This is a genomic window from Deltaproteobacteria bacterium (assembly GCA_018668695.1).
Lineage (GTDB): Bacteria > Myxococcota > XYA12-FULL-58-9 > XYA12-FULL-58-9 > JABJBS01 > JABJBS01.
This window is the reverse complement of sequence record JABJBS010000100.1, coordinates 22831-35856: the sequence shown is the minus strand read 5'-3', so window position 1 is coordinate 35856 and position 13026 is coordinate 22831. Positions and strand designations below refer to the sequence as shown.

The 13026-nt window shown below is 50.9% G+C and carries 11 protein-coding genes and 1 pseudogene; 3 read left to right on the top strand and 9 right to left on the bottom strand.

The annotated features are described in order from the left end of the window. Nucleotides 1–123: 123 nt before the first annotated feature. The 7 genes and pseudogenes from HOK28_05650 to HOK28_05620 all read right to left on the bottom strand — a co-directional run bounded on the left by HOK28_05650 (nt 124) and on the right by HOK28_05620 (nt 7452). The gene (locus tag HOK28_05650; GenBank protein MBT6432555.1) at nt 124–1443 is read right to left on the bottom strand and encodes a hypothetical protein; all 1320 of its coding nucleotides are present in this window, start codon (nt 1441–1443) and stop codon (nt 124–126) included. After that, nucleotides 1404–2423, bottom strand: a complete 1020-nt coding sequence (locus HOK28_05645; protein MBT6432554.1) for an undecaprenyl/decaprenyl-phosphate alpha-N-acetylglucosaminyl 1-phosphate transferase — start codon at nt 2421–2423, stop codon at nt 1404–1406. The genes HOK28_05650 and HOK28_05645 overlap by 40 nt, the downstream gene beginning before the upstream one ends. Continuing rightward, complete coding sequence (locus tag HOK28_05640; GenBank protein ID MBT6432553.1) at nt 2416–3204, bottom strand: ABC transporter permease subunit; 789 nt, start codon at nt 3202–3204, stop codon at nt 2416–2418. Before HOK28_05640 ends, HOK28_05645 begins: the two co-directional genes overlap by 8 nt. Continuing rightward, on the bottom strand, nt 3201–4142 hold the full coding sequence (locus HOK28_05635) for an ABC transporter ATP-binding protein (protein ID MBT6432552.1): 942 nt from the start codon (nt 4140–4142) through the stop codon (nt 3201–3203). The genes HOK28_05640 and HOK28_05635 overlap by 4 nt, the downstream gene beginning before the upstream one ends. After that, nucleotides 4139–5002, bottom strand: a complete 864-nt coding sequence (locus HOK28_05630; protein ID MBT6432551.1) for a hypothetical protein — start codon at nt 5000–5002, stop codon at nt 4139–4141. Before HOK28_05630 ends, HOK28_05635 begins: the two co-directional genes overlap by 4 nt. Next, a complete protein-coding gene (locus HOK28_05625) occupies nt 4999–6822 on the bottom strand; it encodes a hypothetical protein (GenBank protein ID MBT6432550.1) in 1824 nt (607 codons plus the stop codon). Before HOK28_05625 ends, HOK28_05630 begins: the two co-directional genes overlap by 4 nt. A 486-nt stretch (nt 6823–7308) precedes the next feature. After that, nucleotides 7309–7452: pseudogene (locus HOK28_05620) on the bottom strand (prepilin-type N-terminal cleavage/methylation domain-containing protein). Nucleotides 7453–7784: 332 nt separating this feature from the next. On the opposite strand from HOK28_05620, the gene HOK28_05615 reads away from it, so the two are divergent. Both HOK28_05615 and HOK28_05610 read left to right on the top strand, forming a co-directional pair. After that, the gene (locus HOK28_05615) at nt 7785–8639 is read left to right on the top strand and encodes a prepilin peptidase (GenBank protein MBT6432549.1); all 855 of its coding nucleotides are present in this window, start codon (nt 7785–7787) and stop codon (nt 8637–8639) included. After that, the gene (locus tag HOK28_05610) at nt 8636–10021 is read left to right on the top strand and encodes a HAMP domain-containing histidine kinase (GenBank protein ID MBT6432548.1); all 1386 of its coding nucleotides are present in this window, start codon (nt 8636–8638) and stop codon (nt 10019–10021) included. The genes HOK28_05615 and HOK28_05610 overlap by 4 nt, the downstream gene beginning before the upstream one ends. Here HOK28_05610 and HOK28_05605 read toward each other — a convergent pair. Together HOK28_05605 and ttcA are read right to left on the bottom strand one after the other, a co-directional pair. Continuing rightward, nucleotides 9989–11254: a response regulator gene (locus HOK28_05605; protein MBT6432547.1), complete on the bottom strand. Its 1266-nt coding sequence runs from the start codon at nt 11252–11254 to the stop codon at nt 9989–9991. The genes HOK28_05610 and HOK28_05605 overlap by 33 nt on opposite strands. A gap of 114 nt (nt 11255–11368) precedes the next feature. After that, nucleotides 11369–12376: a tRNA 2-thiocytidine(32) synthetase TtcA gene (gene ttcA, locus HOK28_05600; protein ID MBT6432546.1), complete on the bottom strand. Its 1008-nt coding sequence runs from the start codon at nt 12374–12376 to the stop codon at nt 11369–11371. 93 nt (nt 12377–12469) lie between these two features. Between ttcA and HOK28_05595 the strand changes: the two genes are divergently transcribed. Then, a complete protein-coding gene (locus HOK28_05595; GenBank protein ID MBT6432545.1) occupies nt 12470–13024 on the top strand; it encodes a cob(I)yrinic acid a,c-diamide adenosyltransferase in 555 nt (184 codons plus the stop codon). The last annotated feature ends 2 nt before the right edge of the window (nt 13025–13026 follow it).

Here is a 13026-nt window from a genome sequence, read left to right as displayed (position 1 = left end):
ATCGATCTCTACACTTCTTGGAAGGTGGAAAAGGAGAACTTCCGGTGACAATAGGAGCACCTGTCTTGGTTTAATGAGACAGACCCTACCTTTAACCCAGCGTTGATACCAATCTTTAGTACTTTAGTTCTCTGCATTGAGCTGGCCACGTAACCAGTGAAGACTGGAAGATCCGGCAAGTTGATAGGTTACAATAAAGCCAAAGGCGGTGTTCAGGTGGTTTGCCAGCGGAATTTCTTCATATTGAATATCCATCCCACCTTCTCGTAGGCTTGCAATGAGAATCTGCGTAGATTCGGGCGGGACAGTATAATCCCAGATCCCTTGATAGATCTTAATTGGCGCAGTTTGTTCGAAGGGCACCAAGCGGTTGGCTGCAAAGCCGAGTTCGAAAGCAGGGAAGTTTGTGAAGTCACCACTGCTGAATGCGTCTCGAAATTGTTCGGTGAAAATCTCTTCCGCAGAGGTACCCAGTCTGTCCCATAAGGTTTCCACACCCTCATCTTCAATCAGGCATAGCGACAAGATTGCTTCTTCGATTTGCGAGCGACGTGCCTCGTTGAAAACTCCGGCGGTGGAATAGTCGTAATAGTGACTCCACGCGAGTGCAATCAGGGCGTAGAATGTAAGATGTGTTCCATCTGTATTGATGTAGGGTGTCCAAAACTCAAGAAACATATTGGAAGGAGCCGCGGCAGCAAAGGCTTTGATGTCTAGCTCTGGCGCGTAGGTACGATGCAACGAGGCCGCACTCAATGTGGCATGACCGCCCTGACTTAGGCCGGTGAGCGCTAATTTTTTGGAATGCGGCACTTGTGCGTATTCTAGGAAGTTAAGAGTTGCACGGGCCCCATCCAGTGCGGCTTTGGCTTCGCTTTCGGCAACGAGGTAAGGATGGGTTCCTGCACTGCCAAGCCCGGGGTAATCAATGGCTACACCCACGAGGCCTTGTGAACCAAATTGAGCTGCCAATCCTGCGCCAACCGAACCGGCGCCCGGAGCACACCGACTGGCCACACCTACTGTGAGTGGATTGTTTAAAATTACATGGAAGCCATTTTCTGGGTATTGAACATCGAGTGGCAAGGTGATGGTTGCCCGTGCTTGTGTTCCATGTGTTGCAAATTGAACCAGCCATACACTGTAGCCGTTTTGGATATTGGAGCCATAGGCTGCCCACTCGTCGACCGTTTCTCGGTCATACGCACCGATGTAGGTCACCTGCTGGATGCACCCATTTTCGGTACACTCAGTATTAACCTGAGAAGTGATTGCTTCGATGCTTGGTATTGGTGGAAGCGATTCTACAGTTTCTTCGGACTCGGCCGGTGATGTCTCAACGCTATCGTCCGGTTTTGACGAGGACGTCCCTGAAGGGCTGGCGCATCCGAAGAGGAATAAGCCTATTCCCAGGAAGGTGCCTTTGCATAAATGAAAAACCATATGAGTAACCCTACGAAGAACATACACCCTGCGCTTAAAATCATCCAGGCTGATTCAGGCCCGACCACCACAAGACCGATCCCGATACTGCCGCCAACCCATTGAAATCCCCAAATGATTTGTGCGGCTTTCGCTGCACTGATGTTGCGATTCTTAAGTCGGATGGCTTGGTGGTCTGGGCTTCCTTGGAGCGGGGATTTCCCTTTCGAAATCCTAGCAAGAGAGCAAATGGCAACCTCGAAAAGCGGCACAAATAGGATAAACAAGGGAGCGAGCAGTGCTAGGCTGTTGTTGGCAGCGTAGTCTCCAATCATCGTGAGACTTGCTAGCATGAAGCCGATAAACATACTTCCCGTATCACCTAGGTAAATTCGAGCCGGCGCTTTGTTAAACCAAGCAAAACCAGCGCAGCTTCCCGCCAGTGCAAGTGCGGCTGAGGCGATTAAGGGGCGTCCATTTAAAAGTGCGATAACGGTAAGGCTTAAAGCGGCAATAGCAGCTGTTCCCGAAGCAACGCCGTCGGAGACGTCGAGAATATTTACCGCGTTGGTAACCACCACGACCCAAATGACAGTAAGTAGCAATGTGGCCCAGGCAGGTAAGGATGCAATTTGGATGGTGGCGCCGCTTTTAAAGAGTACCCAAATTGCTAAGAGTTGCCCCATGATTTTTAAGCCCGGTGTTAACACGCGCAAGTCGTCGAAGAGACCGAGCATGGTGACGATGGTGCCGCCGAGGAGCATGCCGAGTAATTCTTTATCGAAGTCGAAGACCATTCCAAGGCTGATTAAAAAAGCGAGATAAACCGCAACGCCGCCTAGGTAGGGAGTGGGTTCTTTATGTCGTTTAAGCTTGCCGTCCGGGCTGTCTAAAACGCCAAACGAAATTGCGGCCTTGCGCACCAGTGGTGTGAGGTAAAGCACGAGCCCCAGGCTTAAAATAAAAACAGCCCCAAGAGTAAGCTCAAAGAAATCAGACATGCTTCTTCCTTGAGAAAACCCACATGGAGGCGACCAGCGCAATGGCCGCATAAGACAGGCCGTAGAGGGTACCAAGCTCCAGAAAGTTCTTGGGAATGTTGAGTGCGTTCGAGGCTTCAGGCCGTAGGGATAAATCGGCCAAGTCGGGAATGATGTAGTAGACAGCATGTAAGATTTGGGAGCTTAGCGCATCACCTCCCGCTTCCGATTTTTGCGCAAGGTTCAGAATATCTCCGGCCAGATTGCCGGCTAGGATAAGACCTGAGGTGTAGGTGGCCGCCAGGACAGGTACGCCGACCGTGCTGAAGAATAAAGCCACAGCAACGACCAAGGACATCTCTACCAGGGTGAGCCAAGCACTGGCCCAAAACGCCAACGGTATCTCTTCACCATAAACTGAGAGGGTGAGCGCGGTGGCGCCGAGCATCAGCATCACCACAACTTCCATTGTCGCTACGATGCCTAAATATTTACCGAGAAGGTAGGCCCACCTGGAGATGGGGCGAGTGAGAAGCGTGTAGGCTGTTTTGTTTTTTACTTCTGAACCAAATGAAATCACCGTGAGAGCAATGGCGATAATGGTTCCAAGCATACTGGCCGCCGCAAGCCCCACATCTATGATGAGGCGTCCCCGATGACCAAGAGAGACCGAGCCAGCGGAAATGCTGAGTGCGGTAAGAATTGCTGCAAATACCAGCGTTACCAACAACAACTTATTACGAACGGCTTCTTGAAAGGTCATCGCCGCAACGGTGGTAGTGCCTTGCCATGGACGACTCATTGGGTGGCCTCCTGGTTATTGTTGCTGACTTTCGCAAGAAAGAGTTCTTCAAGAGAGGCGCGATGGGCATCGAGCTCAATGATATCAACTTGATGTTTCCGGAGTGTATCGATGACCCGGTTGGTTTCGTCCGGGCTCGGCAGCGTGAGTTTGTGAGTGCCACCACGCTCCATCAACAAGACGCCAATCTGGCGTAAATCTTCCTGGCAATCTGGGTTACAGATACTGGTGTGTATCTCGACCTTCTCGATGGTTTGACCCAGTAAGGTATGCAGCGGCCCCGACTTTTTAATAGAGCCAGCTTGAAGAATCGCCACGCGGTCACAGATTTGTTCAACATCCGGAAGAATGTGAGTGGAGAAGAAAACGGTTTTACCGCGGGAGCGAAGATCCTCTAAGATAGTCCGAACGAGGTGACGGCCCAGGGGATCGAGACCACTCATCGGCTCATCAAGAATAATGAGATCGGGGTCTGCGACCAACGCTTGAGCGAGGCCGGCGCGTTGCACCATCCCTTTTGAATAAGTTCCGATTTTGCGATTCATCGATTCAGAAAGCTGCACTCGGTTGAGGGCAGCCAACGCCCGCGTTTTAGTCTCTGCTCGGCTCAGTCCGGCGAGCCTTGCATGGTGCATGACCCATTCCAGTGCTGTGAGGTGGGGTGGGAAGAATGCACGCTCGGGCATAAAGCCAACTCTTTGCCGGATACTGGGATCTTGCATGGTACCTCCCAGTACTTCCACTCGTCCCGCTTTGGGTTGAAGTAGGCCCAGTATGGCCTTGATGGTGGTCGTTTTTCCTGCACCATTTGGGCCCAAAAATCCGAAAATTTCGCCTTGCTCGACATGGAGGCAGACGCCGCGAAGGATTTCGAGGGTGGGCGTCCAAAAATGAGGCTTCACGTCGAATGTGAGCCCATCAATATTCAGAGCTTTCACTGCAATTTCTCCTTGGCTTGTTGGCTTAGCCTGATTCGGCGCGCTTCGCTGGTGGTCGCTGCTTGGCCTGTCTCTGAAATGTAGTAATCACCGCCTACTGGATCACTCTTCGGCAACTGCCTGAGCATTCCTGTGCTGACTAAATCTTGGAGAGTGGTTGGGGCTTTATTGAATGAACGGGTGTATTGGTCGATGATGCGCTGAAAGGATAAGAGTTCCTGCTCGAGTACCAAAAGGTTTCTGCGTTCAATGTAGAGTTCACGGAGCTTCTCATCTTGAATGTCGTCGAGAATGGTATCAATCATCGCGATACCGATGTCTGGTTTATGAGATTCGGCTGCCAGTTTCACTGCAAGCTTACCAAGTACCGGAGGGGCCTCTTCGTGCTTGGCAGCCTCAGCGTAGAGCTTAGCTGCCATCTCAAAATCTTGGTAATACATATAATAGTTAAAGCCGAGCATGTAGGCGATTCGCCAGTTGTCGGGTCGCTCCAGTCGGCCCGTTTCTAGGATACGCATCGCGTGTTTGAGGTTGTCGCCGCTGGTATTGAGTACAGAACCTGCGAAGAAGTACGCCGCGCTGAATTTTGGGTCGAGGCCAATGACCAATTCCATAAAGCCCAGCAGGTTTGGATACTCGTATGCGTGCATCCGCCGGTCCCCGAAATGGCTAATCGCTCGAAGCCAATAGTAATCTGCGACCACTTGTTCGTAACCGAGACTGATCAATTTGATGGCAGCATGGGCGGGGAGAACTTCTTTATCGAAGGTTGTATCTTTTCGACTCGTGGCATCAAGGCGCATGTGTGCTTGGCTAAGAATAATCCCTAAAAAAATAAGCCATGGTAGAAATCTTTTCATGGTTCGCCGTTGAGCAAAGTTTCCATACGTCCCTTTGTAGCAGGTGCGAGCGACAATATTTTCTTCTCACGAGCCACATGGCTCAGGCTCAAACGGTCCGCAGCAATCGCTCTTTTCGCGTGGACACGAGCATCGTCATTTTGGCCGGTGATACGAAGCATGAGGGCGAGGTTTGCGTGAGCACTGGCGCAATGTGGTTCCATCTCGAGGGTCTCTCTAAGAAAACCAATAGCGCGTTGGGCTTGGCCGCTTCGGTAGACCGCGCGCGCCAAAGGAACTCTGGTTAGACAGTCGTGCGGGTTTCGTTCTAAACCAGCCATACCCACTGCCGCAGCTTTAGCCCAAAGGTCTTTGTCCTTTGTTTGATTGGCAGCATGTGCAAGCAGCGAGGTCGCGCGTTCAACGGGGCGGTGGTCGCGCGGGTAACGGTCACCGAGTTCAAGCAGCCGCTCCGTGATAACGAGTGGTCCTTCGCCCCGTCTGAATTTAAGGCTTTCGAGTAAGAGTTGTGCCCCAACACTGAAAGGGGCAGCGTCAACGGCTTGTTGAGCCACAGATTCTGCTCGTGGAAGATTGTTGGCTCGGCTAAGAAGTTGCGCCTCGTCTTGATAGTGCCGGTTGAGAATACCGGGAACCAGAAAACCAATAAGAACGACACCTAAAGCTCCTATACTGGCGTGAACATGAGCCCAGCTTTGCTCCTCCTCAAAGGGGCCGGGTTCATGAGATAGTCTGAAAATATAAGCAGTCCAAACAGCGGCGGTGGCTATAATAATGACCACATGAAGTGTGGTTGAAAACATCGCGGGTATCAGAAAAGCAAAGAAGGTTCCGAGGTGGGGAAGTCGCTGGGACCATGATGTTTCGATTCGCAGCAGAGCTAGAAAAGGCGTAGCGAGTGCGGCGGCAATGGCAACCAAACCTAAAAATCCTGCTTCAATCCAGCCGTGTAAAATCGCATTGTGGGCTTGTTGGGCAAAGCGTGGGTAGTGAACAAGACCATCGAGTGCAACACCGTGCATGCGCATGGCTTGCGCGAAACCGGCAATACCAACGCCTTCGGGGCGTGCAAATGCAACTTCCAAACTGCTTTGCCAAATCGAGAGACGACTAAAAGAGAGTGGGTCTGCGCTGCCTGTAATACGATTATAGAGGAGAGCTGCGGCACCGCAGGTTGCGATAACAACCAGAGCACTTAGATATTTTTTAAAGCGGCCAGAGACAGCGACAAAGCATGCTGCACCGATGAGTAAGGCAAGCACGGCAGAACGGCTTTGGGAAGCAAAGACGGCGGCCGCGCAGATCACGGTGCCCAATAAAGGGAGTTTGGACTTTGGTTGCTGAATAAAAAAGTAGAGGAGAATAAGTGCGCATGGAGCAAGCCATGCGGCGAGGTTGTTGGGGTTGCTAAAGGCACCACTTGCCCGAGCCAGTGGTTCTGCGGCCCAGAGGGTGAGCGCGTAGGCTGCATGAATCACGGCCACAAAACATATCGTTTTCAAAAGGGTCGAAGAGGTATTTTGTTCGCTGTGAGTCAGGGCGAGAAAGAGCCCACAAATAATGGTTCCCGTAACTGTGGCTTGAATACCTAAGCCGAGATTGTCTGCAACGGTGAGACCCCAAAGCATGGCAATCAACGCAGTTCCTACTGGGATTATGGCGAGGCTTTGAAGGGGAACTTTTCTTTGAGGCCATGCGCAAATGCAAAGGTAGGCAAAGAGTGCACGAAGCACCGCGGCTGAAAAATGCGTCGTTGCCCCATCCACATAGAGGGAGCAACCCATTATCAATGCAGTGAGGCAAATGGCACGTTTAGACATAGCTGGCATCATGAACTGAAATAGAGTTGATTTAAAGTAATGTGCAGGTTGAATTCAGGTTTTGATCGAGGCTGTGTTCGAGGGGAGATGGCAAAAAAAAGGACCCGCCATAGGCGAGCCCTTTTCATATACTAACTGAACGCAGACTTAGAGCTGAATATCGTTACTCATGTGCTCCATGTCGCCGCCGTCATCAATTTTCCAGTTGTCGCAAGTTGCATCGCTATCGATGTTACCACTTGCAGTAATGGTAAATGATGTATCGTTACCCGTCGGTGTATCCGTCGGAGACGTACAACGTGAATCCTTACCGTCAACTTGAGTTGCACCTGTTGCAGTCAAACCCTGTACCGATGTTGATGCATCGTTGCAGAAGTAAGAGTAGCGTGGCTCTTGACCGGTTGACCAATCGCAGAAACAGCTGTTTGAACAAACAAATGTATCTTCGGAACCGAAGTTTGTTTGCTTAGCAGTGTATACCGCTTTCAAGTTCGCTTTAGCTTCTGACTGCTTAGCGCGTGCTTGAAACTTAGAAAAGTTTGGAATTGCGATGGCCGCAAGAATACCAATAATGGCAACAACAATCATGAGTTCGATAAGAGTAAAACCCTTAGATAGAATTCGTTTCATTTTACGTTTCTCCCTCCCCAATACTAGGGCTCTGGCACTCCCGCGAGCGCCGGTTATCCTTGTGAAAAATTAGCACAAGGGCGGTTGTTACCCAAACATTCTGCAAACAAAGTGCCAGTTCTCTCAATTTTAAGAGTCGTGTGATAATAGGGATTTAACCAATAGGTAACCTTTTGAAAGTGACAATATTTGTCACCTCGCACTAAAACAGTGACGTGTTTTGTCGCTTTCTGGGACTTTAATGGGCTCCAGAGGGCATTATAATGGGGGCGCGAGTGAAATTGCGTCTTTCAAAGGTTCAAACGAACTGAGCCTAGCGATATAGAGTAGGTATGATGGAAGAGTTACTCGGGCCGTGGCTCATTATATACGTACTTTTTGTGGGAGCCTGCGTGGGTTCCTTCCTTAACGTGGTCGTCGCGAGACTGCCGCGTGCCATGAGTGTGTCTCATCCGCGCTCGCACTGCCCGCTCTGCAAGCATCAGCTGACCTGGTACGAGAACATCCCCATTGTGAGCTTTTTGGCTCTCGGGGCTAAATGCAGCGGCTGCAAGGCCCCGATTGCTTGGCGTTACCCACTCGTTGAGACTTTGATGATGGCACTGTCGGGAGCGTTTTGGTTTCGGTTTGGATTGAGCTTCGAATTTCTCATCTGGTGGCCGCTCTCTGCCGCCTTATTGGCGATTGTATTTCTCGATATCGATCATTGGTGGATCCCAGATGTGATCACGTGGCCGGCTATGGTTTTAGTGGCGGGTGGCTCGTTTTTACCGGGCGGCTTGATGCCGATTGAAGCGGCGATGGGTGTTATCCCAGCCTTACTCATTTTTTCGGTCGGACTCGTATTCAAGCTGCTGCTCAAAAAAGAAGGTCTGGGTTTTGGCGACGTTAAGTTGCTCTTGTTGATCGGATTGGCACTGGGACCCATCAGCGGTTTGCACGCCTTGTTTCTCGCGGCACTCCAAGGGGCAGTGATTGGTGGTTTGGTCGCCATGAGCGGTGGTCACCAAAGTGAAGCGAGCCAAGCGGATGATATTGCTTTCGATGATGATTGGGAGCCGCCCCCACGGGCAGTGCCTTTCGGACCATTTCTCGTCATGGGCGCATTTCAAGTGGTTCTTCTTCCGGATGTTTTTGAGGCGTTACCGATTAAACTTGGGCAATGGGTTTTGGGGCTGGGCACTTGAAGGGCTTGTGGGCAAGACTCATTGTTGGGGTGTTGGGTGCGACCGTTGTGGCGGGAACATTGGCGGCTGTGATTTTTTTCATCTGGCAATCGGATGCGATTCGCCAAGAGCAGTTCTTGAGTTTAACGCTCGATGCCGAGCAAAAGGCGCGCGCCTTAACCAGGGCTCCGGAGTCAAACTGGGAAGCGAGTATCAGCGAGCATACCGGTGAAGATGGTTTAGATTTTACTTTGATAGCTTCCCACGGTGGCAATCATTCATCAGGCCGTGAGACTTTTGTAGCGGTGTTGAGCTTAGAGACTCCGCACAGCCTGGCAGGATACCAGCACGCAGTTGTCTCGCTTCACGGTGAGCGATGGTTAGCTCTTGTGGCCTCGGTCCCAGCTCACAAGATGTATGACAAACTTTATAACTCTCTGGCCACAGCTTTGCTTTGGTTCTTGGTGCTTGCGCTGGCTCTCGTGGCTTTGACGATGCTTTTTTATCGGCGCTTGGTGATAGGGCCGGTCGAGCGACTTAAAGAGCTGGTGGGGGAGGCTGATGCTACTGGACTGTCTCAATTTGGAGAAGTCCAACCAGGTGATTTCGGATTTTTGAGCCGCGGCATTATCTCTATGAATCAAAAGATGGCCGACGACGCCAAGGAGTTGAGTCATCGCCTCGATGATCTCACACAAACTCAAGGTCAATTGGTGCGAGCGGAGCGTTTGGCAGTGGTCGGCCAATTGGCTGCAGGTGTGGCGCATGAAGTGGGCAATCCCTTGGCGGTTGTGAGTGGCTACGTAGAGATGATGAGCGCCGGTGATTTAGAGGCCTCACAGCAAGAACGAGCCCTGGAAAGTATGGGCCGTGAGTTAGAGCGAATGAACCGAACCATTCGTGATTTACTTGATTTTAGCCGTGACGAAGTCAGTGAGAGCACGCGTTCAGATTTGATGGATGCGGTGGACCATGTGAAGCGTCTTTTGGCATCGCAGTCACGATGGCGAAAAGTAGAATTTAAAGTCTGTGAAGATTCGGAGCCAGTAGAACTTCTGATTGGCACAGACAAGCTGGTCCAGGTTTTACTGAACCTTTGTCTCAACGGCTGTAAAGCGATGCAGGGCGAGGGTAAGTTACAGATTAGCTGGAAGGTAGTCGGTGAGCATGTCGAGGTTTACCTTGATGACTCAGGTCCGGGAGTCACACCAGAACAGCGCGAAGAAATCTTCCAACCGTTTTTCACCACGGGGCAACCGGGTGAAGGCACTGGCCTTGGTTTATCGGTATGCGAGAACATCGTTACCCGAGTGGACGGTAAGATTTGGGTTGAAGACAGTACCTGGCAAGGAGCCCGGTTTGTGCTTTCTTTAATTGGGAAGCGGCTTGAGAATGCGCAGTGAAATCATCGCGTAAATAACGCCGAGTAATGAAGCAACGTCACCTTCGATTTCATCTGTAAGCTCACGAGGCGATGCAGGAAAGTCTGACTCTTTAAGCTTCTGGCTTAGGCTTTCAGGAAGCTGCAGGTGTGTGAGATCTTTGCGCTCGGCGTTTGGATAATCGAAACGGGATTCCATAAACCGAGACATGAAGAACCGAAGTCTTTTCTCATCGAAAGCTCGGTGAATACCTTCCACAATCAGAGCACCTTCTTGAAAATCAATGGTGATGGTGGGCTCGGGAAGTTCCACAGATGGATTGAACCGGTACTCTCCGGTTTCCCAGGTAAACGGCTCAAAGATTTTAGTTTCAAGCTGGAGGCCTAGAGCGTAAGAAAGATTGCTCTCGGTGATGCTGCCCATCTCAACCAGAATTTGACCTTGCTTGGCTCCAGTTTCTTTCATTTTCGTGATAGACTGCTGGAGGTCTTCTCGACTGATCATACGTTCTTGAACAAGTAATTGTCCGAGGCATTCCCCAACAAGGTTGGATTTCACGCCGCAGGCAGTGCCATCCTTTACGTAAACAATCTTCTTAACTTTTCCGCTTCGCAATAGCAGAGCTCCGCTTGCACGCTCATTCCAAAGCTTGCCGAGTACCTCTGCGATGGAGTGGTTCTCAAGAGAGCCTTGAAGTGCGAGGTCACGGTTGCGTCTTCGAAAGTCGGTTCTGGCTTGTTGTTCAACTTCGTCCGCTTCGTGTTCCGTATCGGTATCTACGGGGAGCTCAACATCTGCAATGTTGAAAGAGCTGGAAGTTAAAATGCCGTCGATAAACGTTCCGCCATTGCCGCCATCTAAAGCAGAGTCGTCAATCTTTTCTTCTTTGCCAAGAATTTTCGTGGCGAGTTCAACAACCCGTTCGGTTTGCAGTGGCTTATCGAGATACTCGATGACTTGTTCATAATGAACAAGGTCTTGTCGATGGTTGATGCTGCGGTAGATTCCACTGAAAACAATGACTGGAATTTTCTTGAGCGATTCATCTTCGTTCATTTGTTCAACGAGGAGAAAGCCATTGATGTTGGGAATGAGTACGTCGAGTAAGAGCAGGTCAAAGGCACCCGAGCGCAGGTGCTCAAGAGCTTGTTTACCGTCTCGACAAGTTTCCACCGTGTAGCCGTGCTCGTTGAAGAGGTCGACAAAGGTATCCAAAATGTTTCGGTCGTCGTCTACGACTAGAATGCTGGCCATTCGGAAAAACTCCGCGAAACTAAAGAGTCCTGGAGGACATTAGGTTCCCCATTATCTCTAAACTACGTCGGTATAGGGTGCCGAGTCCAGATCTTTACCGATTGAATCAACTGGTCAGAGAATAGATAAAAGAGGGGAACTATGAACCGAAGGGCTTGCCGGAGCGCAGGCAGCCTCATCAGCGTCCTGTGGGTGGAGATCTACCTCAGCCATCGGCTTAAGATCGTCGGGCCCATTAACCTCTCCATAGAATGGATGAAGGTCGGAGTCGGCCAGCTGGGAAGGCTGGACGTTACGCAGTGCGTTAAGGAGGTTGCCCTTGAGGTGAGGGTTTTTCACCGAGAGTTCCGCCAAAAGCTTTTTCACTTCTTTTCGCTGAGATTCCTGAGAGCCGCAAAGCGTACATGGCATGATTTCGAAACCATGTGCGATGGAAAGCTCTTCCATGTGGGATTCAGGAACATAAGCCAGCGGGCGCATAACCTCGTGGGTACCGGCATCGTTGAGCAGACGCGGTGGCATGGCTTTGATGGAGCCTGCGAAAAAGAGGTTGAGCATAAGCGTTTCGATTAAGTCATCGCGGTGGTGACCCAGAGCAACTTTGTTACAGCCATGCCGTGTGGCGGCTTTGTAGAGGATAGCTCGACGAAAGCGCGAGCACAGCGAGCAATAGCTTTTACCAGCTTCCGTAATATCAACTACGCGGGTGTAAGTCTCTTGTGTTTCGATTTCCCACGGAATCCCGAATTCGGCTTCGAGCTTTTCCATATGGCGCCGCATGGGGCTGCCATCGTAACCGGGCTGACCTTGATCGAGGTGGAATGCCACCAAATCAAAGCGGAAAGGGGCCCGGGCGCGCATCTGGGTGAGTCCCCACATGAGCCCATAGGAATCTTTCCCACCGGAGAGGGCCACCATGATTCGGTCGCCTTCTGTTATCATATTAAAGTCGCGGTTGGCTTGATTCATCAGCCTTAGGACTTTTGCTTCTAGACCTCGGGTTCGCATGCCGGCCTCTCTACCTTGCAAAATTTGATTCGACAAGCTGTATTTACTGGCTTTTTCAACCCCTCGGGCCTCCAAGAGAGAGTTGAATTCGGGGAAATCGGCAAATTTGTTCAATTGAGCACCTACTCAGCTCTTTTGTGGCTTGTCTTTCTAGGTCTAGTCACCAACTTTCGATATGGAGTGCAAATCCAAAAATAGGGAGCAAAGATGCGTATCTATACGAAAACCGGTGATGCTGGTGAAACTGGGTTGGTGGGCGGAAGCCGTGTAACCAAGGACCACGTCCGTGTTGAGGCCTATGGAGACGTAGATGAACTCAACGCCGTTATCGGGCAGGCTCGCAGCATAGGCAACGATCCCGAACTGGATGAGTTTTTAGCTTTTAGTCAGTCGGTCTTGTTTGAATTGGGTGCGGAACTGGCCACCCCGAGCGGCGGTAAGCAGCGCTCATCGGGAATTTGTCAGGACGATATTACTCGGGTTGAGAAGGTGATCGATAAACTCGAGGAAGAATTACCACCTCTGAAGTCGTTTATTTTGCCGGGCGGAACCCAATTCGCCGCTTCATTGCATTTGGCACGAACGGTGTGTCGACGAGCCGAGCGGCATGCAGTGATGGTTGTTCATGCTGGTGAAGAAGTCGCGGATGAACCTTTGGTGTTTTTAAATCGTCTTTCCGATGCTTTGTTTGTTCTGGCACGTGTTGCTTGTCTACGAGCGGGTGAACCCGACGTTGCCTGGACGGCTCGAGGACGAGGTTGAGA